Origin of the sequence: Micromonospora sp. NPDC049801, assembly GCF_040656575.1 — a bacterium.
Lineage (GTDB): Bacteria > Actinomycetota > Actinomycetes > Mycobacteriales > Micromonosporaceae > Micromonospora.
Genome location: NZ_JBFAMS010000004.1, coordinates 186,981 through 210,626, shown reverse-complemented (window position 1 = coordinate 210,626; position 23,646 = coordinate 186,981). Strand labels below are relative to the sequence as shown.

The 23,646-nt window shown below is 73.4% G+C and carries 26 protein-coding genes; 14 read left to right on the top strand and 12 right to left on the bottom strand.

Going from position 1 to position 23,646, the window contains the following annotated elements; translation table 11 throughout:
* The first annotated feature begins 381 nt into the window (after positions 1–381).
* Complete coding sequence (locus AB0I89_RS09185; protein WP_357123363.1) at positions 382–900, top strand: LytR C-terminal domain-containing protein; 519 nt, start codon at positions 382–384, stop codon at positions 898–900.
* A gap of 22 nt (positions 901–922) precedes the next feature.
* Here the strand turns inward: AB0I89_RS09185 and AB0I89_RS09180 are convergent, their stop codons facing one another.
* Positions 923–1,744, bottom strand: a complete 822-nt coding sequence (locus AB0I89_RS09180; RefSeq protein ID WP_357122714.1) for an inositol monophosphatase family protein — start codon at positions 1,742–1,744, stop codon at positions 923–925.
* Between the two features lie 289 nt (positions 1,745–2,033).
* Here AB0I89_RS09180 and AB0I89_RS09175 point away from each other — a divergent pair, with 289 nt between their 5' ends.
* Together AB0I89_RS09175 and AB0I89_RS09170 are read left to right on the top strand one after the other, a co-directional pair.
* Positions 2,034–3,632 carry an RNA polymerase sigma factor gene (locus tag AB0I89_RS09175; RefSeq protein ID WP_357122711.1) on the top strand — a complete coding sequence of 533 codons (1,599 nt, stop codon included), beginning with the start codon at positions 2,034–2,036 and terminating at the stop codon, positions 3,630–3,632.
* Positions 3,633–3,877: 245 nt separating this feature from the next.
* Positions 3,878–4,111, top strand: coding sequence for a hypothetical protein (locus AB0I89_RS09170; RefSeq protein WP_355053276.1), 234 nt, complete (start codon positions 3,878–3,880; stop codon positions 4,109–4,111).
* A gap of 528 nt (positions 4,112–4,639) precedes the next feature.
* Here AB0I89_RS09170 and AB0I89_RS09165 read toward each other — a convergent pair.
* From AB0I89_RS09165 to AB0I89_RS09155, 3 genes are all read right to left on the bottom strand, one after another.
* Positions 4,640–6,373, bottom strand: a complete 1,734-nt coding sequence (locus AB0I89_RS09165; RefSeq protein ID WP_357122707.1) for a DEAD/DEAH box helicase — start codon at positions 6,371–6,373, stop codon at positions 4,640–4,642.
* 179 nt (positions 6,374–6,552) lie between these two features.
* Complete coding sequence (locus AB0I89_RS09160) at positions 6,553–7,194, bottom strand: trimeric intracellular cation channel family protein (RefSeq protein ID WP_357122704.1); 642 nt, start codon at positions 7,192–7,194, stop codon at positions 6,553–6,555.
* Between the two features lie 40 nt (positions 7,195–7,234).
* Positions 7,235–7,453 (bottom strand): DUF3039 domain-containing protein, encoded by a 219-nt coding sequence (locus AB0I89_RS09155; RefSeq protein ID WP_007456912.1) that lies wholly within the window; start codon positions 7,451–7,453, stop codon positions 7,235–7,237.
* 88 nt (positions 7,454–7,541) lie between these two features.
* On the opposite strand from AB0I89_RS09155, the gene AB0I89_RS09150 reads away from it, so the two are divergent.
* Both AB0I89_RS09150 and AB0I89_RS09145 read left to right on the top strand, forming a co-directional pair.
* The gene (locus AB0I89_RS09150) at positions 7,542–8,477 is read left to right on the top strand and encodes a pseudouridine-5'-phosphate glycosidase (protein ID WP_357122700.1); all 936 of its coding nucleotides are present in this window, start codon (positions 7,542–7,544) and stop codon (positions 8,475–8,477) included.
* Positions 8,474–9,376 carry a PfkB family carbohydrate kinase gene (locus tag AB0I89_RS09145; protein WP_357122697.1) on the top strand — a complete coding sequence of 301 codons (903 nt, stop codon included), beginning with the start codon at positions 8,474–8,476 and terminating at the stop codon, positions 9,374–9,376. The genes AB0I89_RS09150 and AB0I89_RS09145 overlap by 4 nt, the downstream gene beginning before the upstream one ends.
* 29 nt (positions 9,377–9,405) lie before the next feature.
* On the opposite strand, the gene AB0I89_RS09140 is transcribed toward AB0I89_RS09145, so the two are convergent.
* A complete protein-coding gene (locus tag AB0I89_RS09140) occupies positions 9,406–9,765 on the bottom strand; it encodes a DUF3099 domain-containing protein (RefSeq protein ID WP_357123360.1) in 360 nt (119 codons plus the stop codon).
* Between the two features lie 104 nt (positions 9,766–9,869).
* On the opposite strand from AB0I89_RS09140, the gene AB0I89_RS09135 reads away from it, so the two are divergent.
* Positions 9,870–10,157 (top strand): hypothetical protein, encoded by a 288-nt coding sequence (locus tag AB0I89_RS09135; RefSeq protein WP_282261710.1) that lies wholly within the window; start codon positions 9,870–9,872, stop codon positions 10,155–10,157.
* On the top strand, positions 10,154–10,483 hold the full coding sequence (locus tag AB0I89_RS09130; RefSeq protein ID WP_355053271.1) for a hypothetical protein: 330 nt from the start codon (positions 10,154–10,156) through the stop codon (positions 10,481–10,483). The genes AB0I89_RS09135 and AB0I89_RS09130 overlap by 4 nt, the downstream gene beginning before the upstream one ends.
* 3 nt (positions 10,484–10,486) lie before the next feature.
* Here AB0I89_RS09130 and AB0I89_RS09125 read toward each other — a convergent pair whose 3' ends face one another.
* Entirely contained in the window at positions 10,487–11,071 is a 585-nt protein-coding gene (locus AB0I89_RS09125) for an HhH-GPD-type base excision DNA repair protein (RefSeq protein ID WP_357123357.1), read from the bottom strand.
* A gap of 95 nt (positions 11,072–11,166) precedes the next feature.
* Between AB0I89_RS09125 and AB0I89_RS09120 the strand changes: the two genes are divergently transcribed.
* From AB0I89_RS09120 to AB0I89_RS09100, 5 genes are all read left to right on the top strand, one after another.
* On the top strand, positions 11,167–12,651 hold the full coding sequence (locus tag AB0I89_RS09120; RefSeq protein WP_357122693.1) for a methyltransferase: 1,485 nt from the start codon (positions 11,167–11,169) through the stop codon (positions 12,649–12,651).
* The gene (locus AB0I89_RS09115; protein WP_357122690.1) at positions 12,648–12,857 is read left to right on the top strand and encodes a hypothetical protein; all 210 of its coding nucleotides are present in this window, start codon (positions 12,648–12,650) and stop codon (positions 12,855–12,857) included. Before AB0I89_RS09120 ends, AB0I89_RS09115 begins: the two co-directional genes overlap by 4 nt.
* Positions 12,857–13,279, top strand: a complete 423-nt coding sequence (gene dtd / locus AB0I89_RS09110; RefSeq protein WP_357122687.1) for a D-aminoacyl-tRNA deacylase — start codon at positions 12,857–12,859, stop codon at positions 13,277–13,279. The genes AB0I89_RS09115 and dtd overlap by 1 nt, the downstream gene beginning before the upstream one ends.
* Positions 13,280–13,765: 486 nt before the next feature.
* Positions 13,766–14,758 carry an RNA polymerase sigma factor SigB gene (gene sigB / locus AB0I89_RS09105; RefSeq protein WP_357122684.1) on the top strand — a complete coding sequence of 331 codons (993 nt, stop codon included), beginning with the start codon at positions 13,766–13,768 and terminating at the stop codon, positions 14,756–14,758.
* 90 nt (positions 14,759–14,848) lie between these two features.
* Positions 14,849–15,256, top strand: coding sequence for a VOC family protein (locus AB0I89_RS09100; protein ID WP_357123354.1), 408 nt, complete (start codon positions 14,849–14,851; stop codon positions 15,254–15,256).
* A gap of 13 nt (positions 15,257–15,269) precedes the next feature.
* Here the strand turns inward: AB0I89_RS09100 and AB0I89_RS09095 are convergent, their stop codons facing one another.
* The 3 genes from AB0I89_RS09095 to AB0I89_RS09085 are packed head-to-tail and all read right to left on the bottom strand — an operon-like array spanning position 15,270 to position 19,931.
* Positions 15,270–17,825 (bottom strand): GNAT family N-acetyltransferase, encoded by a 2,556-nt coding sequence (locus AB0I89_RS09095; protein ID WP_357122681.1) that lies wholly within the window; start codon positions 17,823–17,825, stop codon positions 15,270–15,272.
* A 15-nt stretch (positions 17,826–17,840) separates the two neighbouring features.
* On the bottom strand, positions 17,841–19,022 hold the full coding sequence (locus tag AB0I89_RS09090) for an acetoin utilization protein AcuC (protein ID WP_357122678.1): 1,182 nt from the start codon (positions 19,020–19,022) through the stop codon (positions 17,841–17,843).
* Positions 19,023–19,070: 48 nt separating this feature from the next.
* Positions 19,071–19,931 (bottom strand): sulfurtransferase, encoded by an 861-nt coding sequence (locus AB0I89_RS09085; RefSeq protein ID WP_357122675.1) that lies wholly within the window; start codon positions 19,929–19,931, stop codon positions 19,071–19,073.
* A 100-nt stretch (positions 19,932–20,031) separates the two neighbouring features.
* On the opposite strand from AB0I89_RS09085, the gene AB0I89_RS09080 reads away from it, so the two are divergent.
* On the top strand, positions 20,032–20,721 hold the full coding sequence (locus AB0I89_RS09080; protein WP_355053263.1) for a metal-dependent transcriptional regulator: 690 nt from the start codon (positions 20,032–20,034) through the stop codon (positions 20,719–20,721).
* A 15-nt stretch (positions 20,722–20,736) separates the two neighbouring features.
* Here the strand turns inward: AB0I89_RS09080 and AB0I89_RS09075 are convergent, their stop codons facing one another.
* Together AB0I89_RS09075 and AB0I89_RS09070 are read right to left on the bottom strand one after the other, a co-directional pair.
* A complete protein-coding gene (locus AB0I89_RS09075) occupies positions 20,737–21,282 on the bottom strand; it encodes a hypothetical protein (RefSeq protein ID WP_357122672.1) in 546 nt (181 codons plus the stop codon).
* Between the two features lie 88 nt (positions 21,283–21,370).
* Positions 21,371–21,625, bottom strand: a complete 255-nt coding sequence (locus AB0I89_RS09070) for a DUF5522 domain-containing protein (RefSeq protein ID WP_357122670.1) — start codon at positions 21,623–21,625, stop codon at positions 21,371–21,373.
* A 50-nt stretch (positions 21,626–21,675) separates the two neighbouring features.
* On the opposite strand from AB0I89_RS09070, the gene AB0I89_RS09065 reads away from it, so the two are divergent.
* Complete coding sequence (locus AB0I89_RS09065; RefSeq protein ID WP_357122667.1) at positions 21,676–22,635, top strand: MerR family transcriptional regulator; 960 nt, start codon at positions 21,676–21,678, stop codon at positions 22,633–22,635.
* Here the strand turns inward: AB0I89_RS09065 and AB0I89_RS09060 are convergent.
* Complete coding sequence (locus AB0I89_RS09060; protein ID WP_357122664.1) at positions 22,611–23,546, bottom strand: DUF2332 domain-containing protein; 936 nt, start codon at positions 23,544–23,546, stop codon at positions 22,611–22,613. The genes AB0I89_RS09065 and AB0I89_RS09060 overlap by 25 nt on opposite strands.
* Between the last annotated feature and the right edge of the window lie 100 nt (positions 23,547–23,646).

Below are 23,646 nucleotides of genomic sequence, written 5' to 3'. Positions count from 1 at the left end.
ACGCTGTTTCGGTTCCGCTGGCCGGCAACCACTTGTGTCGGGCACCCGACCCGCGGACCGTACGGGTCGGGACCGCTGGGGCCACTCCCCTGCGAGCGCGGAACCTTACCCCCCCTTGGGCGAGGCATGTATACCGCCCTTGCGGCTGAGATGTACGCCCCCGCACGCGAAGTTGTTCCCAATGTGATTCAGGCGACACGAAGATAGGGGTAGTAGTACCCGGTTCGCGGTCGGCGCGCCGGCATGTCGGACTGTTTCCACGCGACGGCCGGACAACCGTTAACCTCAGCGGCGTATTCGACGGCCGGCGGTCAGCGCGATCGTTGGCGGCCGCCACCACCCACCTCAGCTCCGGGGAGCGCCCAGATGAGTTTTGCGCGAGTGCGAGCACTCGTCGTCGTCGGCCTGCTGGGGGTCCTGGCGCTGGCGTTCGTGATCACCGCGATCGTCCGGGACAGCCAGGGCAAGGCCGGCGCGGCGGGCAGCTGCCCGGACGGCTGGCCGCTGGCCGACGTCACCCTGCACGAGACCAAGGACGTCAAGATCAACGTCCTGAACGCGACCGACGAGCCGGGCCGGGCGAGCGCCGTCGCCGACGACTTCCGGAACCGCAAGTTCCAGGTCAAGAAGGTCGGCAACGCGCCCAAGGGCATCGACGACGTGGCCGTGCTGAAGTTCGGCCCCAAGGGTGTCAGCTCCGCCCACCTGCTGAAGGCGTACTTCCTGGACAACGCCGATCCGGTCTACGACCCCAAGCGCACCGACGACACCGTGGACGTGGTGTTGGGCAACGGCTTCCAGCAGCTCGCCACCACCACCGAGGTCAACCAGTCCCTCGGCGACCTGGGCCCGCCGGTCGCGCCGCCGGGTTCCTGCCCGTCCCCCGGCCCCAAGAAGTGACGGCCTGACCGGCAGTCCCACCTTAGGGGCCGCCGGAGGCGTCCAGGGCGGCCAGCCGGTCGTGCAGCCCGGCGAAGAGGGCCGGCGGGGCCGCGATCACCAGGTCCGGGCCCGCCGGGCGACCGGCCAGGCCGGCCACCCGGGCGCCCGCCTCGGCGGCGACCAGGCCTCCGGCGGCCTGGTCCCAGGCCGACAACCCCTTCTCGAAGTACGCGTCCAGCCGCCCCTCCGCGACCATGCAGAGGTCCAGCGCGGCGGCGCCGAGGCGACGGATGTCACGTACCGAGGCGATCAGTCCGGCCACCACCGACGCCTGGTGCGCCCGACGGCCGGCGTCGTAGCCGAAACCGGTGCCGACCAGCGCCTGCCCCAGGTCGGTCTCACCCGAGCAGCGCAGCCGGACACCGTCGCGCCACGCCCCGCCGCCGGCCGTGGCGGTCCACTCCTCACCGGTGTGCACGTTGCGCACCACGCCGGCGACCACCGTCCCGTCCACCTCGGCGGCCAGCGACACCGCGCTGTACGGCAACCCGTAGAGGTAGTTCACGGTGCCGTCGATCGGGTCGACGATCCACCGCACCCCGCCCGGTGCCACCGGACCGGTGTCCGTCGTGCCGTACTCCTCGCCGAGGACCGCGTCCCCCGGTCGCAGCCGGCGCAGGGCGTCGAGGACCTGGCGCTCGACGGCCCGGTCGGCGGCCGTGACCACGTCGGTGACCGTGCTCTTGGTCGCCGCCACGGAAACTCCCTCGACCCGCATCCGGTACGCGGTCGACGCGGCGTCCCGCGCCACCTCGATCGCGATCGCCAACAATTCCCGCGTTAACGGTGCCGAACGGTCCATTCCAGGGTCCCCTTCCGGCACGACCGGGGCGTTGCGGGCCGTGCGCGAGTATCATCCTTACAAAGTCCACATCTGCGCCGAATCGGCGGTCCCGCCGCCGTTACGCCGTGCGGCGCAGGATGATCGCCGCAGACGGCGTTACAATTCACCCCTACCCACGCGCCGCGGGCCGCCGAGACCACCGGCCGGCCCGGGACACGGGGGTTCCTCAACCACATCGCCCGGCCCGGTTGACCCGCCGTGCCGGACGACCCGGCCGTGCCCGCTCTTCGCCTCCGGAAGGTCATTCGTGACAGAACCCCGCCAGCCCGGCGCCGACGTTCGCTCGCTCACCGACACCCTGATCGCCCATGCGCAGAGCGCTGGCGGTCAGCTCACGTCGGCTCAGCTCGCGCGCACCGTCGAGACCGCCGAGGTGACTCCGGCCCAGGCCAAGAAGATCCTGCGGGCGCTCTCCGAGGCGGGAGTGACCGTGGTGGTGGACGGCTCGGCCAGCACCCGCCGCCGGGTCGCCGCAGCTCGCTCGACGACCCCGGCGTCCCGAGCCACCACCGCCAAGACGACCAAGAAGGCCGCCGCGCCCGCCCCGAAGCAGGCGCCCGCCTCCGACGAGGCGGCGGCGACGCCCGCCCCGCGCAAGGTGGCCGCTCGCAAGACCGCCGGGGTCGCCGCCGCGGCAGCCACCCCGGCCAAGGCGACCAAGTCCACCCGCGCGACCAAGGCCACCGTGGCCGCGGCGGCCGGCGCCAAGCCGGTCAAGGCAGCCGGCAAGGGCGAGGGCGCCGAGGGTGAAATCGACCCGGAGGAGCTCGCCGCCACCATCGAGGACGTGGTGGTCGAGGAGCCGGCCGAGCTGGCCCAGGCCGCCGAGACCGACGCCGCCGCGTCGGCCACCGACAACGACTTCGAGTGGGACGACGAGGAGTCCGAGGCGCTCAAGCAGGCTCGGCGCGACGCCGAGCTGACCGCCTCCGCCGACTCCGTGCGGGCGTACCTGAAGCAGATCGGCAAGGTCCCGCTGCTCAACGCCGAGCAGGAGGTGGAGCTGGCCAAGCGGATCGAGGCCGGGCTCTACGCCGCCGAGCAGCTGCGCGCGGCCGACGAGGGCGAGGAGAAGCTCGCCCGGGAGATGGTCCGCGACCTGGGCTGGATCTCCCGCGACGGCGAGCGCGCCAAGAACCACCTGCTCGAGGCGAACCTCCGTCTGGTCGTGTCCCTGGCCAAGCGGTACACGGGACGCGGCATGGCCTTCCTCGACCTCATCCAGGAGGGCAACCTCGGTCTCATCCGGGCGGTCGAGAAGTTCGACTACACCAAGGGCTACAAGTTCTCCACGTACGCCACCTGGTGGATCCGGCAGGCCATCACCCGCGCCATGGCCGACCAGGCCCGCACCATCCGTATCCCGGTGCACATGGTCGAGGTCATCAACAAGCTCGGCCGCATACAGCGTGAGCTGCTCCAGGACCTGGGCCGCGAGCCCACTCCGGAGGAACTGGCCAAGGAGATGGACATCACACCCGAGAAGGTGCTGGAGATCCAGCAGTACGCTCGGGAGCCCATCTCGCTGGACCAGACCATCGGCGACGAGGGCGACAGTCAGCTCGGTGACTTCATCGAGGACTCCGAGGCCGTGGTCGCCGTCGACGCCGTCTCGTTCTCGCTCCTGCAGGACCAGCTCCAGCAGGTGCTGCAGACGCTCTCCGAGCGTGAGGCGGGCGTCGTACGGCTGCGCTTCGGCCTGACCGACGGTCAGCCGCGGACGCTGGACGAGATCGGGCAGGTCTACGGGGTGACCCGGGAGCGGATCCGCCAAATCGAGTCCAAGACGATGTCCAAGCTGCGACACCCGTCCCGGTCACAGGTTCTCCGGGATTACCTGGACTGAGCCTGTTTCGTCAACCGAACGTGTCGTTTTGACCACCTGGCGTGCAACGCCAGGTGGTGATCGTCCGGATACACGAATGTGATCGTTGACGTGGCACCCTGGGTTCACGGCACACTGTCCCTGCCATGTGTGACCTCGGTCCCCCGCGGGCACACAGGGAAGGCAAGGCCCAGCACGGGTGTTGCACGATAGGTGAGCAACGACCGAAGAGATTGTTCATCGGTGACGACCAGAGGAGGAAGGCGATGACCCCGACCCTCACGCCGCCGCCCGAGACGGTGGCTCCCCCAGCCGCCGATGAACGGTGCGACCGCTGCAATGCTGCCGGCAAGCTCCGTATCTCTCTCTCGGGTGGGAGCGAGTTGGTGTTCTGTGGGCACCACGCGAACAAGTACGCGGAGGATCTCGTGAAGATCACCGTTCGGTTCGCGACGGACCCCGAGTTCACCTGGCGTGGCGCCGATCTGATGGCGAATTAAGTCCGCGACCGACATAGCCGACCGGAGGTACCCCACACGGGGTGCCTCCGGTCGGCTTTTCCCTGCCCTGCCCTGCTAAGGCCAGGCCAGCGCGCCCTGCCCAGGCCAGGCCAGCGCCCGCCAAGATCCACGCAACTTCGGGGATATTGCTGGTTCCGACGCGCGAGAGGCAGCAACATCCCCGAAGTTGCACAGATCTTGGGCACCGGGCCCCTCCGCGCCCCGCCCCGCCCCCGCCCCCGCCGCGCCGCGCCGCGCCGGCCAAGATCGTGCTCGAACCAGGATGGAGTGGCCTTACAGACCCGTGACACCACTACATCAATGATCGAGCACGATCTTGGTGGGCACGCGACACGTGGGGGCCTGGGGTGCGGAGCACCTCGGGCGCGCCGGCACCTCGGACCCGCGGCACCTCGGACACGCGGCACCTCGGGTGCGCGGGGGCGCTTGGGGTGCGGGGGATGCCCGGGTTGCGGAGGGGCTGGATGCCCGCCGCGCGTTCGTGCTGGGGTCGTGGGGTGCGTGGGGTCAGAGGGTCTGCACGGTGGCGATGCGTTCCTCGAGCTGTTCGATGGTGGCCTGGGCGCTCGGCGGCCCACCGCAGAGCCGGCGCAGCTCGGCGTGGATCTTGCCGTGCGGCTGGCCGGTGCGGTGGTGCCGGGCGGCCACCAGAGCGTTGAGTTGGCGCCGGAGCGCCACACGACGCTGGGCGGCACTCAGGGGTACCGGAGGCGCCGCCGAGGGCGCAGCGGCCGGCTGAGCGGCCCGCTCGGCGGTACGGCGACGCTGGGCGGCCAGTTGGTCCGCCTGCCGCTTGGTCAGCAACAGGGAGACCTGGTCGGCGGTGAGCAGACCGGGCAGGCCCAGGTACTCCTCCTCCTCGGGCGTGCCGGCCTGCGCGGCGGTCCCGAACGACGCGCCGTCGAAGATCACCTGGTCCAGTTCGGCGGTGGCCGAGAGCGCGGCGAACCGCTTCTCCAGCTCCCCGCTGGCCTGGTCGTCGCGCTGCGCGCGTTCCAGCAGGTCGTCGTCGAGGCCGTCGGAATCCTTGGGCTTGCCCAGGACGTGGTCCCGCTCGTTCTCCATCTCGCTGGCCAGCCCGAGCAGGTGCGGCACGCTGGGCAGGAACACCGAGGCGGTCTCACCGGGGCGGCGGGCCCGCACGAACCGGCCGATCGCCTGGGCGAAGTACAGCGGGGTGCTGGCGCTGGTGGCGTAGACGCCGACGGCGAGCCGGGGGATGTCGACGCCCTCGGACACCATCCGTACCGCGACCAGCCACCGCTGGTCGGACGCCGCGAACGTCGCGATCCGCGCGGACGCGCCCTGGTCGTCGGAGAGGACCACGGCGGCCTTCTCACCGGTCACCTGCTCGATCAGCTTGGCGTACGAGCGCGCGGTCTGCTGGTCGGTGGCGATGATCAGGCCACCGGCGTCGGGCATCCCCGCGTTACGCAGCACGGTGAGCCGGGCGTCGGCGGCACGCAGCACCTGCGGCATCCAGTCCCCCGCCGGGTCCAGGGCGGTACGCCACGCCTGCGCCACCAGATCCTGGGTCATCGGCTCGCCGAGGCGGGCCGCCAGCTCGTCCCCGGCGTTGGTACGCCAGCGGGTCTCCCCCGAGTACGCGAGGAAGAGCACCGGCCGGACGACCCCGTCGCGCAGCGCGTCGGCGTAGCCGTACACCGAGTCGGCGCGGGAGCGCAGCAGCCCGTCACCGCCCCGCTCGTACTCGACGAACGGGATCGGGTTGTCGTCGGAGCGGAACGGCGTGCCGGTGAGCATGAGCCGGCGTACGGCCGGCTCGAAGGCGGCCTTGACACCGTCGCCCCAGGTGCGGGAGTCACCGGCGTGGTGGATCTCGTCGAGGATGACCAGGGTGCGACGGGTCATCGTGCGTCGCCGGTGCACCTGCGGGGCCATGCCGACCTGGGCGTAGGTGATCACCGCGCCGTGGAAGTCGGCGGCGGAGTGCACGTCGGCGTTACGGAACGCGGCGTCGAGCTGGATGCCCACCCGGGCCGCGGCCTCGGCCCACTGGGTCTTCAGGTGCTCGGTCGGGGCCACCACGGTGACCGCCTCGACGGTGCCGTCGGCGAGCAGTTCGGCGGCGATGCGCAGGGCGAAGGTGGTCTTGCCGGCGCCCGGGGTGGCGACCGCGGTGAAGTCGTCGGTACGCCGGCGCAGGTACTCCACCAGGGCCTTGCGCTGCCAGGCTCGCAGTGCCGGGAACGTCTCGAGCACCGGCGTCCGGGCTGCCACGCGAAGCTCCTCTCCGACCGCACCAGGGCGGACACCGGGCGAGGGCCACGAGTACCGCCGCCCATGAAAACGCCTCCGCGCAGTAGCTGCCGCGAAGGCCGACTCAGCATAACCAGCGCGCGCCCGCAGGCCCAGGCGACGCCACGCTGGTCACATTGGCAACGGCGGTGCGACGGGCCTCACCAGGGGTCGCCGGTGTGCGGTGGACGCAGGGTCGCCACCGGCGCGGACCAGCGTCGACGCAGCGCGACCAGGCGCAACCCGAACACGCCGACGGCGGCGGCGGTGAGCGGCACCGGGCCGGTCTGGCCGGTCAGGTGGAGCAGAGCGACCGCGACCGATCCGACCAGCGCGGCCACCGCGTAGATCTCCCGGCGCAGCACCACGGGGATCTCCGCGGTGAGCAGGTCGCGGCCGAGCCCGCCGCCGATGGCGGTCAGCATGCCGATCAGGCAGGCGCCGACGGCCGGCACCCGGGCGTCGAGCGCCTTGAGTGTGCCGGTCACGGTGAACAACGCGAGGCCCGCCGCGTCGAGCACCAGCACGGTGGTGCGCAGCCGGGCAAGTTGCGGGTGCAGCCAGAACACGGCGACCGCGGTGATCGCGGCGGTCGCGGCGTACCGCCAGTCGGCGAAGGCCAGCGGTGGCACCTCGTCGATGACGAGGTCGCGGAAGATGCCGCCGCCGAGCGCGGCCACGAAGCCGACGAACGCGACGCCGAAGAGGTCGAGCCGTTTGGCCACCGCGGCCGAGGCCCCGGAGGCGGCGAACACCGCGACCCCGGTCAGGTCGGCGAGGAGCAGGGCGGTGGAGGTGGTCACCGCCGCAGGCTACGTCGCCGGCCGAAGGACCGGCCGGGGTTCACTCGCGGTACGAGTCGTAGATCTCCTTGCACTTGGGGCAGACCGGGGAGCCCGGCTTGGCCGCCTTGGTGACCGGGAAGGTCTCTCCGCAGAGCGCGACGACGAAGGTGCCCATGACGGCACTCTCGGCGATCTTCTCCTTGCGGACGTAGTGGAACATTTCCGGACCGGTGTCGGCGTCCTTCAGCTCCGGACGCTCGAGAACCTCTGTGCTCACGTCTGCACCTCCAACCGACAAGTTTGGCAGGTCATCACGGCCGGGTCCACTTGAGGCCGGCCGACGTCCGACCCCGTACGGTGCCCGGGTGACTGACTTTCGCATCAGCTACGGCACCGAGGTCGCCGCAGCCCTGCGCGACGGCCGACCCGTCGTCGCCCTGGAGAGCACCATCGTCTCGCACGGCCTGCCCCGCCCGCAGAACCTGCGGGTGGCGCGGGAGATCGAGCAGGCGGTCCGGGACGCCGGGGCGGTGCCGGCGACGATCGGCATGATCCGTGGCGATCTGGTGGTCGGCCTGGACGACGCGCAGCTGACCCGACTGGCCACCGTCGATGGTGTGACGAAGCTCTCGGTGCGGGACCTGGCCGTGGCGGCGGCCGCCGGCGCGGACGGCGCCACCACCGTGGCCGCGACCAGCGCGGTGGCCGCGGCGGCCGGGATCGGGGTGTTCGCGACCGGTGGGTTGGGCGGGGTGCACCGGGAGGCGGAGCACACCTTCGACGAGTCGGCGGACCTCGTCACCCTGGCCCAGACGCCGATCACGGTGGTCTGCGCCGGAGTCAAGTCGATCCTCGACGTGGGCGCGACGTTGGAGCGCCTGGAGACCCTCGGGGTCGCCGTGCTCGGCTACCGCACCCGACGGTTCCCCGGCTTCTACCTCACCGACGCCGGCTTCGACCTGGACTGGTCGGTGGACTCGCCGGAGCAGGTCGCCGCCGTACTGGCCGCCAGGGACGAGCACGCCGTGCACACCGGCGCGCTGCTCGTCGCCAACCCGCTGCCGGTCGACGAGCAGCTCGACCCCGAGCTGCACGACCGGACTCTCGCCGACGGCCTGGCCCTGCTGGAGCGGGACGGGGTGACCGGCAAGGCCGTCACGCCGTACCTGCTGGCGCACTTCCACTCGGCCACCGAGGGCGCGAGCCTCGCGGTCAACATCCGGATCATCCTGCGCAACGCCGACCTGGCCGCGCGCATCGCGGTCGCCACGGTCGCCCGCGCCTCCGCCGTCCCGGCATGACCCCTGGGACCCGGGTGGTCGTCGTCGGAGACGTGATCACCGACGTGGTCGCGGTGCTCACCGGGCCGCTCGCGGCGGGCACGGACACCGAGGCCGGGATCAGCCTCGGCGGCGGCGGCCAGGCGGCCAACACCGCCGCCTGGGTGGCCGCCCAGGGGTTGGCCGTCACGCTGGTCGGCGCGGTCGGCGACGACGACGCGGGGCGCGACCGGGCGGCCGAGTTGGCCCGCGCGGGCGTGGACTGCGTCCTCGATCGGGTGCCGGGCGTACCCACCGGCACGGTGGTCGTGCTGACCGGCGACGGCGAGCGGACCATGATCACGTCGCGGGGCGCGAACCTGCGGTTGAGCGCCGAGCACGTCGACAAGGCCCTCGCGGCGGCGCCCGACGCGGGGCATCTGCACCTGTCCGCGTACACCCTGTTGGACGCCGCGTCGCGCGCAGCGGGGCTGCGGGCGTTGGCCGCCGCCCGCGAGCGCGGGCTCACCACCAGCGTCGACGCGGCCTCCGCGGGGCCGCTGCGGCGCGTCGGCGCGCGGGCCTTCCTGGGTTGGGTACGCGATGTCGACCTGCTCCTGGTCAACGCGGACGAGGCCACGGTGCTGGCCGGCGGTCTGGACCCGGCGGCGCAGGGGCGGGCGTTGTCGGCGACGGCCCGGCGGGTGGTGGTCAAACGTGGCGCGGCGGGGGCGGTGTGGGTCGAGGGCCGCCCGGCAGCGGTCAGCGTGGCAGCGGCCCGGCGGGTGGCGGTGGTGGACGTCACCGGGGCCGGCGACGCCTTCGCGGCCGGGCTGCTGACCGCCTGGCTCGGCGGGGCCACCGCGACCGCGGCCCTGGACCGCGCGACCGAACTGGGGGCGCTGGCCGTCTCCAGCGTCGGCGCCCGACCACCGGCCTGAGACGTCGGAGCCCTGGCCCGCGGGGCGGGTCAGGGCTCGACGTCGATGATCTTGTGAGGGCGCTCCTCGGCGGTGAGGCTCATGGGTGGGGTCTCGACCCGCCGCCGCGGGTGGAACCGGTTGGACAGCCGGTGCTCCTCCTTGGGCGGTCGGTCGTTCGCCAGGAGCACGGCTAGCCACGGGATGAGCACCATGCCGAGGGCGCACAGCGGCAGCCAGAGCCAGAGCAGGGGAGCGTTCGCGCCGACCAGGATCGCTCCGGCGACGATGCAGGCCACCCGGATGCCCATCATGAGGACATAGCGGCGCTGACGGCTCGTGAGCTGATCGTGCTGGCTGCGCGAGGCATCGGTGATCAGAATCGGCTCGTACGCCTGACGCTTCACCAGGGACCTCCTCGAGGGGATTACGCCCCATCCTGTCACCACGAAGCCGTGATCAGCGAATATCGAGTCATCCCGGTACGTGTTACGCGCGTGGTACGCTGCGCGACGTGGGCAGCAGGTTCAGCTTCACCGACGAGGCGTTGGCCAACCTGAGGGTCTACGACGTCACGCCCGGGGAAGTCTGGGAGGCGCTGCACAGCGCGCGACGGGTCATCCGCCACCTGGGCGACGACGTGATGGTGGTCTACGCCGCCGCCCGCCGGGGCCGTCGCCTGGCGGTGCTGCTCGCCGAGGCCGATGGCACCGACAACGACTGGGACATCCTCTCCGCCCGCGAGCTGAGCGACGCCGAGTCCAAGCGCTACGACGAGGCCGTGCGGAGAGATCGCCGATGAGGGGGGCCGTGACGATGCACCGCAACGACGCGACGAAGCAGTTCCACAGCGGCGACGACCGGCTCGCCGAGCTGATCGACGAGAGCCCCGCGGTGGACCTGCCCACACCCGACACCGACGTGCCGATGGTCAGCCGGTCGGTCCGGCTGCCGCTGGAGACCTACGAGCGGGTCCGCGCCGCCGCCGACGCCCGGGGCATCGGGGTCACCACGCTGATGCGGCAGTGGATCGAGGCCGGCCTCGCCGACCTCGACGACTCGGCCACCGTCTCGCTGGCCGACGTCCGGCGCGCGCTGGCCTCCCTGGCGCACCCCACCGCCGCCTGAACGTCAGCCCTGATCGGCCTTCGCCGCCGCCTTCATCTGCTGCTTGTACTCCCGCACCCGGCGCAGCGAGTCGGCGTCGGTGACGTCCGCCACCGACCGGTACGCGCCGGGGTCGCCGTACCCGCCGGCCGCCGTCCGCCAGTCCTGCGGGGTCACCCCGAACCGCTTGCCCAGCAGCGCCACGAAGATCTGCGCCTTCTGCCTGCCGAAGCCGGGCAGGTCGGCGACGCGCCGCAGCAGCTCCGGCCCGTCGGCGACGCCCGACCACAGCAGCGCCGCGTCGCCGTCGTAGCGCTCCACGAGCACCCGGCAGACCTCCTGCACCCGCGTCGCCATCGCCTTGGGGAACCGGTGCAGGGCGGGCGGAGTGGCGAAGAGCGCGATCAGCGCGTCCGTGTCGTAGCCGGCCAGCTCCGCCGCGTCCAGGTCGTGACCGAGCCGCTGCGCCAGCACGTACGGCGAGGAGAAGGCCTTCTCCATCGGCACCTGCTGGTCCAGGGTCATGCCGATGAGCAGGGCCAGCGGGCTGCGCTCCAGCAGTCGGTTGGCCTCGGGGCCGATGGGAAGCACGAGCGTCATGGCCACCATCGTGCCCCGCCCACCGACCCGGTCGGACACCGACGCTCCGACGTCCGTCGGCGGGTGCCGCCGACCCGGGACGCGACGCGGGGCAGGATGGCGACGTGGACGAACACGACATGCTGCTCTCCCCCGCCGGCGTCGACGCCCTGCGGACCGCGCTGACCCGGGCCGGGTTCACCAGCAACGGCATCGCCGAACGGCTCGGCCCGCAGGCCACCGCCTCGGTCGCGCGCAACGACTACCGGGCCGCGCTGCGCGCAACCGAGGACCGCGATCCGCTCGCCACGCTGATCCGGCTGTTCATCTGCGACCAGACCGAACCGGAGACTGCCGTCGCCGCCGCGCTGGCACCGTTGGGGCTCGCCGAGGCGCTGGCCGGCGGGATCGTCGAGCGGTACGACGAGGGCCTGCGCGCGGGCGTCGACCTGGAACCGTACGGCGACGACTGGTGGGTGCTCGCCGACGTGCCGGCCTCGGCCCGGCCCGGTCGACCCCTGCACGCCGAACACGTGCTCGGTATCGGCGGGGCCACCCACACCCTGATCGGGGCGACCGTACGCCGGCCGGTCGGCGCCGCGTTGGACCTGGGCACCGGCTCCGGCGTGCAGGCCCTGCACCTCGCGACCCACGCCGACACGGTGACTGCCACGGACCTCTCCGAGCGGGCCCTGCGCTTCGCGGCGACCAACGCCGCCCTCAACGGCCAGGACTGGGAGCTGCTGCGCGGCGACATGGTCGCGCCGGTGGCCGGCCGTCGATTCGACCTGGTGGTGAGCAACCCACCGTTCGTGGTGGGCCCGGGCACCACCACACACGTCTACCGCGACTCGGGTCGGGTGGGTGACGCCATCGCCGCCGAGCTCGCCGCCGCCGCCCCCGGCCTGCTCACCGAGGGCGGCACCATGCAGTACCTCGCGAACTGGGTGCACGTCGCCGGTGAGGAGTGGGACGAGCGGGTGGCCGGCTGGTTCGCGGGAACCGGCCTGGACGCCTGGGTGATCCAGCGCGAGGTCGCCGATCCGATGGCGTACGTCGACCTGTGGCTCACCGACGTCGGTGAGGGCGCCGACCCGCAACGGGCGGCCGTCTGGCTGGACTGGTTCGACCAGCACAAGATCGAGGCGATCGGCTTCGGGATCGTGTCCCTGCGCCGCGGCGGCCACGCCGATCCGGTGGTCCGCGTGGAGGACCTGCGCCAGCGGGTCCAGCCGCCGCTGGGCGACCAGATCGGCGCGTGGTTCGACCGCCAGGACTTCCTGCGGGTACGGGACACGGAGGCGTTGCTCGCCGAACGCTACCGGGCCGCCGACGGTCTCCAGCTCCGCCAGGAGGCCACCATGGGTGACGAGGGCTGGGCGGTCGACCGGCAGGTGCTCGCGATGCCGCACGGCCTGCGCTGGACCGAGGAGATCGACCCGTTGGTGCTGGCGCTGGTCGGCGGGGCGGACGGCCGCCTACCGCTCCGCGACCAGCTCGCCCTGCTCGCGGCCGCCCACGACGTCGAACCCGCCGAGATGGCCGAGGCCGCCGGCCCGATCGTCGCGCACCTGGTCGAGCGCGGCTTCATCCAGCCGGTGACCGAGTGATGCCGCGGACCGGCGCGGCGACGCTGCCGCCGATTCCTGCGGCGGCAGCGGTGCCCACGGTGGCGGCGCTGGTGCCGACACCCGCGGCGCTGGTGCCTCCGACGGCGGCGGCGCTGGTGCCGATGGCGGCGGCGCTGGTGCCGACGGCGGCGGCGCTGGTGCCGACAGCGGCGGCGCTGGTGCCGACAGCGGCGGTGGTGCGCTGATGCGGGCCGTGGTGCAGACGGTCGGGCGGGCCAGCGTGACGGTGGACGACGAGGTCGTCGGTGCGATCGAGGACGGCCTGCTGGTGCTGCTCGGCGTGACGCACACCGACACCGCCGAGACCGCCGCGACGATGGCCCGCAAGGTGCACGAGCTGCGCATCCTGGACGACGAGCGGTCCGCCGCCGACGTCGGGGCGCCGATCCTGGTGGTCAGCCAGTTCACCCTCTACGGCGACGCCCGCAAGGGCCGCCGTCCGAGTTGGACAGCAGCGGCCCCCGCCGAGATGGCCGAACCCCTGGTGATGGCGGTGGTGGAAGCCCTGCGCCAACGCGGGGCGAAGGTCGAAACCGGCCGCTTCCGCACCCACATGCTCGTGGAAAGCACCAACACAGGCCCCAAAACAATCCTCCTAGACCTCTAACCCCTCCCCTCCCCTTCCCCCCTCCCCTCCTCCCTCTCCCCTTCCCCCCTCCCCGCGTCGATCAAGAGGTTCGCGTCAAATTCCGCACGATTCTTGACGCAAACCTCTTGATCACCGGGAGCGTCGGGGGCGCCGGGAGCGCCGGGAGCGCCGACAGCGCCGACAGCGCCGACAGCGCCGACAGCGCCGACAGCGCCGACAGCGCCGACAGCGCCGACAGCGTCGACAGCGCCGACAGCGTCGACAGCGCCGGGAGCGTCGACAGCGCCGGGAGCGCCGGGAGCGTCGACAGCGCCGGGAGCGTCGGGGGGCCCGGGGGGGGGCGGCAAGCGGGCTGGTGACAGTTTTTTGTGGCGATCCTGCGGGATTGCTGTCGGGTCCGCGATCAGCTCACTCCCGTTTCACGTCCCGCCCGCCAAGCTGTGTCTCACACCGGCACCACTGGGCCGGAGACACGGCACAGACGTGGGATACGGGGAGACGAAGATGACGGAACACCGGACGCGCCCGGCCACCAGCACCGAGACCGAGGCCCTCACCGACCTGGACGCCACCGACGAGCGCGGCATCTCCACCGACCTGGTCCGGGCGTACCTCAACGGCATCGGCCGGACGAAGCTGCTGACGGCCGCGCAGGAGGTCGAGCTGGCCCGGCGGGTCGAGGCCGGACTGTTCGCCGAGGAGAAGCTCGCCACCTGCACTCCGGTCTCGGACGAACTGCGGGCCGACCTGGAGCTGATCGTCGTCGAGGGCCGCGCGGCCAAGGACCACCTGCTGGAGGCGAACCTGCGGCTGGTGGTCAGCATCGCCAAGCGCTACACCGGACGCGGGATGGCCTTCCTCGACCTCATCCAGGAGGGCAACCTCGGTCTGATCCGGGCGGTGGAGAAGTTCGACTACGCCAAGGGCTACAAGTTCTCCACGTACGCCACCTGGTGGATCCGGCAGGCCATCACCCGCGCCATGGCCGACCAGGCCCGCACCATCCGTATCCCGGTGCACATGGTCGAGCAGGTCAACCGGATGGTCCGGGCCCGCCGCGAGCTGGCGGTGACGCTGGGCCGCGAGCCAGGCGTCGCGGAGATCGCACGGGCGCTGGAGATCCCCGAGTTCCAGGTCATCGAACTCATCTCGTACGACCGGGAGCCGGTCAGCCTGGACCAGGCCGTCGGCGACGACGGGGAGAGCGCGCTCGGTGACTTCGTGGCCGCGGTGGACCCGCGTACCGACCCGGGCGAGGGGGCCGCGCAGGGCGAGCTGCGTAACGAGGTGAGTGTCGTGCTGGCCACGCTGTCGCAGCGGGAGCAGGCGGTCATCCGGCTCCGGTTCGGGCTGGACGACGGCCGGCAGCGCACCCTGGACGAGGTCGGCCGGGAGTTCGGCCTGTCCCGCGAGCGTATCCGGCAGATCGAGAAGGGGACGCTGCTGAAGCTGCGCGCGCCGGAGCGGGCCCAGCGCCTGGAGGCGTACGCCTGCTGACGCGCCCGAAGTTGTGGAAGGCCCTGGCGGTTCGCCGGGGCCTTCCCCCTTGCCGCGATGGTTGACTGGAGACCCGACGAGAGGCCACCCGTGAACTGGACGCTGGAAGTCGTGATCGTGCCCGTGTCGGATGTGGACCGGGCGAAGAGCTTCTACGCCGACCAGCTTGGTTTCGCCGTCGACCACGACACCGTGATCGGTGACGACGCGCGCATCGTGCAGCTGACCCCGCCCGGTTCCGGCTGTTCGATCGTGGTCGGCAAGGGCGTCGTCCCGGAGATGCCGCCCGGCTCGCTCAGGGGCCTGCAACTGGTCGTGCCCGACCTGAAGCGGGCCCACGCCGAGCTGGTCGAGCGGGGCGTGCGGGTCAGCGAGATCCAGGTGGTGGGCGTCAACCCCCGACCGGTGCCCGACCCGCTGGACAATGTCGGCTTCGTCTTCTTCGCCGACCCGGACGGAAACACCTGGGGCGTACAGCAGATCTCCAGCCGCGCCTGACCGACGCGCGCCCTCACAGGCGGCGGGGGCCGGTGTCCGGCCGGGCGGCCACGCCGCCGACGCGTACCTGGGCGTGCAGGACCGAGATGCCGTCCGGGCGGGCGAGCACCGGATTGAGGGTGACCGAACGTACCCGGGGCTGGTCGTCGGCGAGCTGACCGACCCGCAGCAGCAGGTCGGCCAGGGCCGCGCGGTCCACCGGCGCGGCGCCCCGGTGTCCCCGCAACAGCGGCGCCGCGCGGGGCTCGTCCACCAGTTCGGCGGCGTCGGTGTCGGTGAGCGGCACCGCCCGCCAGGCCCGGTCCCCGAGCAGGTCGGTGGCGACTCCCCCGAGGCCGAAGCCGACCACCGGGCCGAACGCCGGATCTTCCACCAGTTCCACCACGCAGGCCACCCCGGGCGGGACCATCGGCTGCACCAGCACGTCCGCGCCGAAGCCGGCGGCCATCTCGGTGTACGCGCGGCGGACGCCGGCCTCGTCGCGCAGGTCGAGACGGACCGCTCCCAGGTCGAGCCGGTGCCGCAGCCCCGGATCGGCAGCCTTGAGCGCCACCGGGAGACCCACCCTCGCCGCCGCTTCGGCCGCCGCGTCGACCGTGTCCACGAGCGTCGACGGCACGGTCCCGATGCCGTACGCGGCCAGCAGCGCCCCCGCGTCGACGGGGTCGGCGCGCAGCGCGGCCTGCGCGGCGTCCCGGTCGATGCGGGGCAGCTCGGGTGCCACGCCGGACGGGCGGCCCAGCCACCGCGCGTACCGGTGCACCCGGGCGAGGGCGCGGACGGCCTCCTCCACGCCGCCGTACGCGGGCACCCCGGCGGGCAGCCGGCCGACCAGGAAGGTCGCCACGGTCGGTTTGCCCAGGGCGAGGGCCGCCGGAACGGCGGCGGTGACGTCGGCGTCCACGTCGGCGCGTTGACCGGGCAGCGGTGGGGCGAAGACCACCACGAGGGCGTCCACCCGGTCGTCGCCGGCCGTCTCAGCGAGGGCGGTGGCGAACTCGGCGGCCCCGGCGCTGGGCCCGACGTCACGGGGGTAGCCGTCGGCCACGGTCAGACCCTGCGCGACGCACGCCGTCGCCGCCAACCCGGTCAGCGCCGACGAGTTGCCGACCACGCCGACCCGGTCGCCGGTGGGCAGGGGCTGGTTGGCCAGCAGCACCCCCACGTCGAGCAGTTCCGCCACCGTGTCCACCCGGATCACCCCGGACTGGGCGAAGAGCGCGGCCACCGCCACCTCGTCCGGGCCGGCGGCGTCACCGACCCCGGGCGGGCGGGCCGGTGAGGCGAGCGCCACCACCGGTTTGGCGCGACCGATCCGCCGGGCCAGCCGGGCGAACTTGCGCGGGTTACCGAACGTCTCCAGGTACAGCATGATCACGTCGGTGCCGGGGTCGTCCTGCCAGTACTGCAACAGGTCGTTGCCGGACACGTCGGCCCGGTTGCCGGCGGAGACGAAGCTGGACAGGCCGAGGCCACGCCGGTCCGCCTCGGCGAGCAGCGCCACCCCGAACGCGCCGGACTGGCTGAAGATCCCCACCCGACCGGCCGGCGGCAGCGCGGGCGCGAGCGTGGCGTTGAGGCGTACCGTCGGATCGGTGTTGGCCACGCCCAGACAGTTCGGGCCGACCACGCGCATGCCGGCGGCGTGGGCCGCGCGGACCAGCGACCGCTGGGTGGCCGCGCCCTCGCCGCCGGCTTCGGCGAAGCCGGCCGAGATCACGACGAGGCCGTGCACGCCGGCGGCGGCCGCGTCGGCGACCACCGCGGTCGCCGCCTCCGGCGGGACCGCCACCACCGCCAGGTCCACCGCCACCTGGGCGTCGACAGCGCTCGGGTACGCGGGCAGCCCGGCCACCGTCGACGCGCTCGGATGCACCGGCACGACCGCGCCGGTGAACCCGCCGTCGCGCAGGTGCCCGAGCACCGCCGCGCCGACGCCCTGCCCGGTGGCGCTCGCGCCGTAGACGGCGATGCCCCGCGGCGCGAGCAGGCGGGCGATCGAACGCGCCTCGGTGCGGTGCTCCCGGCCGCGCTGCACCTCCAGGGTGGCCTCGGTCGGGGCGATCGGGAAGCTCAGGTGCACCACGCCGTCGGCGTACGCGCGCTGGACCTGGTAGCCGAAGTCGGCGAAGACCCGCAGCATCGTCCCGTTGGCCGGCAGCACCTCGGCGACGAAGCTCATGATGCCGTTGCGCCGGGCGGCGTCGGCCAGGTGCTCCATCAGCACCGAGCCGATGCCCCGGCCCTGGAAGGCGTCCTCCACCACGAAGGCCACCTCCGCCTCGGGCGCCTGCGGGCCCAGGCGCTCGTACCGGCCGACCGCGACGATCTGGTCGGCGGCCAGCACCACGAACGCCTCCCGGTCGTGGTGGTCGACCGTGACGAAGCGGATCAGGTCGCGTTCCGGGATGCGCGGGTACGGCGAGAAGTACCGCAGGTAGCGGGTGCGCTCGGAGAACCGGCTGTGCATCGCCACCACGCCCGGCGCGTCCGTCGGGTCGATCTGTCGCAACTGGACCGTGCTGCCATCGCTGAGCAGCACGTCGGCGGGTTGGTCCACGTTCGTCACCGGAAACGGCCCGGCTCAGTCCCGCGGATCGTACGGATCGAGCCCGAGCAGCGGGAAGACGGTCTTGCGGGTCGCCGCGATGGCCCGGTCCACCGCGTTCGGCTCGCCCGTCGGCTGCCACGGCTCGTACGACGGGTCGGCGTCGTCGGTCATCCGCAGCGGGATCTCCCGGCCCGGTCGACGGGCCGCCGCCAACTCCCGCCAGGCGAGCGGGGTGAGCGTCGCCGGGTCGATCGGGTCGCCGGTCGCCACGGCCAGCAGGTGCGTCCACGCCCGGGGCACCGCCTCGACCAGCGCGTACCCGCCGCCGCCGGTGGCGACCCAGCGGCCCTCGCACAGCTCGTCGGCGAGCGACCGCAGCGCAAGGTAGGTCGCGCGCTGCCCGTCCACCGTCAGGTTCAGATCGGCCAGCGGGTCCAGCCGGTGCCCGTCCGCGCCGCACTGGGTGACGAGCACCTGCGGGCGGAACGCGCGCAGCACCGACGGCACGATCGCGTGGAACGCCCGCTGCCAGCCGGCGTCGTCGACGCCCGGAGGCAGCGGCATGTTCACCGCGCTGCCCTGCGCGCCCGGCCCGCCGGTCTCGTCGGGAAAGCCGGTACCGGGAAAGAGCGCCAGCGGCGTCTCGTGCAGGCTGACCGTGAGCACCCGCGGGTCGTCCCAGAAGATGTCCTGCACACCGTCGCCGTGGTGCACGTCCACGTCGACGTACGCGATCCGCTCCGCGCCCAGGTCGAGCAGCCGGGCGATGGCCACCGCCGGGTCGTTGTAGACGCAGAAACCGGACGCCCGGGCGGGCATCGCGTGGTGCAGGCCACCGGCCACGTTGACGGCCCGACGGGCGTCCCCCCGCCAGACCGCCTCCGCGGCGGCAACCGTCGCGCCGGCGATCAACGCGCTCGACTCGTGCATCCCCTCGAAGATCGGGTTGTCGGAGGTGCCCAGCCCGTACCCGGCGAACAGCGGGTCGCGCGGCGCGGCCCGTACGGCGGCCAGGTAGGCCGGGTCGTGCACGCGGGTCAGCAGGGCGTCGTCGGCGGGCTCCGGCTTGACCACGCGCACACCGGGTCGGGTCAGGACGCCCAACTCCTGGGCGAGCGCGACGGTCAGCTCCACCCGGACCGGGTCGAGCGGATGGTCACCCAGGTTGTAGGCGAGCAGCGCGGGGTCCCACACCACCACCGTGTCGTCGGACATGAGCCCATCGTCGCACGAGGACCGTCGTCGGCCCGTCGCACGCGCTGGTCAGCGCTCTGGTGTCGGCCCGGTGGCGACCGGCCGGGACGCGTCGGCGACCCAGTTGCTCCACGACCCGACGTACAGCGCGGCGTCCGGCCGGCCGGCCAGGTGCAGCGCGAGAACCGCCTGCGCGGCGGTGACACCGGAACCGCAGTACGCCCCGACCTCCCGCGCCCCCTGGACGCCGACGGCGGCGAACCGGTCCCGCAGCACCTCGGCGGCCGGGAAGCGCCCGTCGGCGCCCACGTACTCGCCGGCGGGCAGGTTCGCCGCGCCGGGCACGTGACCGGCGACCGGATCGATCGGTTCGACCTCGCCCCGGAAGCGCGGCGCCGCCCGCACGTCGAGCAGCACGGCGTCGTCGGCGCAGGCCAGGGCGGCGGCCTGCCCGGCGTCGAGCACCGGGAGCGCACCGGGGCGCACCTCGACGTCGCCGGGGCGCGGGGTGGGCGCTTCGGTGGAGACCGGTCGGCCGGCGGCGACCCAGGCCGGGAAGCCCCCGTGCAGCAGGCGCACCGGCCGGTGCCCGACCCACCGCAACGTCCACCAGGCGCGGGCGGCGGCCAGGCCGTCGCCGCCGTCGTACACCACCACGGGGTGACCGGAACGGACGCCGGCGGCCCGCAGCGCCCCCCGCAGCGCGCCCGGGTCGGGCAGCGGGTGCCGGCCGCCGACGCCGGGCGGCCCGCACAGCGCGGTGTCCAGGTCGACGAAGACCGCGCCGGGCAGGTGGCCGGCCAGGTAGTCGTCGTGGCCGGGCGGGCCGGTGAGCCGCCAGCGGACGTCGAGCAGGGTGGGCGGGTCGGCGTGGTCGAGTTCGGCGGCGAGCCGGTCCACCTCGACGAGCAGCTCCTCGGTACCGGACATGGCGACCATCCAACACCATCCGGGTCAGCACGGTGCGATTCGGCAGCGGTCGCTCGGCGCGCGGCAGGGTAGCATCGTGCATCGGAGGGCCGCTTACCTTATGAAGTCTCACGATCTGGTCGACACGACCGAGATGTACCTGCGCACCATCCTCGAGCTGGAGGAGGAGGGAGTGCCGCCGCTGCGCGCCCGGATCGCCGAGCGCCTCAAGCAGAGCGGCCCCACCGTCAGCCAGACCGTGGCCCGGATGGAGCGCGACGGCCTGCTCACCGTCGAGGGCGACCGGCACCTGACGCTCACCGCGCTCGGCCGGGGCACCGCCGTGGCCGTGATGCGCAAGCACCGCCTCGCCGAGCTGCTGCTCGTCAACGTCATCGGGATGCCCTACGAGGAGGCCCACGAGGAGGCCTGCCGCTGGGAGCACGTGATGAGCGACGCCGTCGAGAAGCGGGTGTACGACCTGCTCAACCGGCCGACCCGCTCGCCGTACGGCAACCCGATCCCGGGTCTGGAGGAGCTGGGCTCCCCCGGGGCCCCGGCCAGCGAGGCCGGCGAGGGCGAGCGCAACCTGGCGTTCCCCGGGCTGTCCGGGCCGGTCGTGGTCCGCCGGATCTGCGAGAGCGTGCAGACCGACTCCGACGTGCTGCGCCAACTGCACGCCGCGGGCGTCGACCCGGGCGCCACGGTGACCGTGGCCCAGGAGCGCGACGGGGTGTCGATCGACCGCTCCGGTGACCGGGTACGGCTGCCCCGCGAGGTCGCCTCCCGGGTCTTCGTCGCCGCCAGCTGACCGGGACTCGGGCGGTCACAGCGCCCGAGTGTCGACCTTCTTGGCCACGGCGATCAGCTCAGCGGCCAGCTTGTCCGCAGCAGTGCGCTCGCCCCGGGCGCCGGTCCAGGTCAGGGTGGCGAGTCGGCCGTCGGTGGCCAGCCAACCGACCTCGGCGACCGGCCCGTGCCCGCCGCTCGCGGCGGCCGTCCGCCGGTACGCCTGCTGACCCAGGCCGGTGACCTTCGTCGCCTTGTCGGGCACCACGTCCGCGCCGAAGGTGGTCTTGTCGATGCTGGTCTCGGACACGCTGAGCGTCAGCTCCGGCAGCGCCGCGCGCTCGGCCCGGACCACGCAGGTGTGGGTGTCGTTCCGCTCGCTGGCCGCCGCCACGTCGAAGCGCACCTTGACGATCTCTTCGATCACCGCGAAGTCCAGCAGCCGGCACGCCCCGCCCGACGAGGCCGCCGCCACGTCCAGGGCCACCGGCGCCGGTGGTGGCACCGCCACCGGCCCGGCCTCGGCGGCACAGCCGCTCACCAGCAGGCCCGCCAGCCCGGCGACCACGATCCGCCCGCGCACGTTCCACCCTCTCGCCGACCGACGGCGGAAGGGGCCCGCCGGATGTCCGTCGGAAACCGTACGGGGTGTCCGGGTCCGGCGGAAGTCCTCATTCCGAGGGTGGATCGTCCACGTACGGGCAGTGCCGGCAACCCCGTCCGCAGCACGTGCCACGACGTGCCAGGAAGCCGGCGCTGAGCACGAACAGACCCGTCGCCGGATCGGGGTAACCGGCCTCTCCGGCGGCCAGCGCGGCGTCGTGCGCGGCGAGGATCCGGGCCCGGTCGGGGTGCTCGGGCGGCAGGCGGGACGGGTGCGGCTCGGTGAGCGGCCGGCCGGCCAGGGGTCGTCGCTCTCCGCTCACCGGGCCAGTCTGCTTGAGTCTCCACCGGGGGGAGACGCGAGGGTGGTGGCATGAGCGGTGACGAGCGGTACACGATCGGCGACCTGGCCCGGCGCACCGGCCTGAGCGTCAAGACCATCCGCTACTACGCCGACAGCGGGATCGTCCCGCCGACCGACCGGAGCTCCGCCGGCTATCGCCTGTTCGACGCCGAGGCGGTCGCCCGGTTGGAACTCGTCCGGACGTTGCGTGACCTGGGCGTCGACCTGGCCGCCATCCGTCGGGTGGTGGACCGTGAGGCGCCCCTGCGCGAGGTGGCGGCCACCCACGCGCAGGCCTTGGCGGCGCAGATCCGCGTGTTACGACTGCGCCAGGCGGTGCTGACCGTCGCCGCACGGCGCGGGGCCGGCCCGGCGGAGGTCGACGACCTGCGCCGGTTGGCCCAGCTCACCGCCCACGAACGGGCGCACCTGGTGGACGACTTCCTGGACAGCGTCTTCACCGGCGATCCGCCGATGTACCCGGGTGTGCTCGTCTCGATGACGCCGGAGCTGCCCGACGACCCCACGGCCGAGCAGGTGCAGGCGTGGCTGGAGCTGGCCGAGCTGTGCCGCGACCCGACCTTCCGGACGAGCATGCGGCGGCTCGCCCGCCAGCACGCCGCCGACAACGAGGTGCCCGGCCTCCCCCGCCCGGACGCCGTCGCCCTGGTCCGGGACGGGGTGGCGGCTGCCCTGGCCGCCCGTCTCGATCCGGCTGGGCCCGAGGCCGATCCGGTGGTCGCGGCGGTCACCGGCCGGTACGCCCGCCTGCACGGCCTCGCCGACGACGCCGACCTGCGCCGACGGATGCTGGACCGGCTGGTCCTGGCCAACGACCCCCGCCGGGACCGCTACCTCGACCTGCTGTCGGTGATCAACGGCTGGTCGGGTGGGGGTGCGGTCGCGCCGGCCGTGGGCTGGTTCGTCCGAGCGTTGCGCGTCCGGATGCCGGTGGAGGCTCAGCCTCAGCCGAACCAGGTCATCGCCTGACCATGGCCCCGGGTCCAGGCCAACGGCTTGCCGTCCAGCGCGAGGACGTTGTGCAACGCCGCGTTCGGCGAGTCGGGTAGCCCCTCGTGGGGCAGCACCTCCGGGGCCTCGTTCGCGATCCAGTGCCCTGGCAGCTCACCGACCAGCCGCACGAACGCGTCCCGGCGCGCGGCGGGTACCTGGTAGAGCACGGACGTGTGGAAGACCACGAGCGTCGCGTCGGCCGGCGCGCGGGCCGCCAGTGCCGGCAGGTCGTCCACCAGGTCGCCCCGGACCAGCAGCGGCGGGTCGGCGGCGGCGACCGCCGCCGCCGCGCGCAGCCGGGCCCGCCGGTGCGCGTGCTCCGGCCAGATCAGGGCGTCCAACCAGGACACGTCGTCGGGGTCGCGCACGTCGAGCGGGTTCAGGTCGAGGCCGGCCCGCCACACCACCTGGGGTACGCGCCCAGGCGGCACCAACCCGCTGGCCGCGCACTCCAGGACGGGCCCGCCGTCGCCGACCTCGTGCTCGCCGTACCGGTAGGCGTACCGGTCGGGGTAGAGGCACAGCCCGGCCGACGCGCCGACCTCCAGCAGGGCGAGGGGCTGCGGCAGCGCGGCGAGCACCGGCAGCAGCACCGCGCACCGGCCCGCCTCGTTCGTCTGGGTGGCCCTGCGCTTCAGCTCGGTGTCGATTGCCGGCCAGTGGGCCAGCACGTAGTCGTGGAACGCGGTCGGGTCGTCGACCGGGCCGCCCAGCCAGCGGACCACGCCGTACAGCAGGTTCGGCTGGCGCTTGGCGGGCGGGAGCCCGTCGAGCAGGGCGAGCAGGGCGTGGTCGTCGGCGACGGCGTACGACAGCCGCTCGTACGTGGGTGAGACCCCGTACGCCTCGCGGCGGGCGAACTCGACGTACGCCTCGGCGGTTGTCATGCCCTGATCGTCGCAGCCCATTGGCCGGAAATTCAGCCCCCGGACCCGTGCGCTGGCTCACCCACCTTCTAGAGTGCTGCCGCGGCCAAACCGCTGAGCA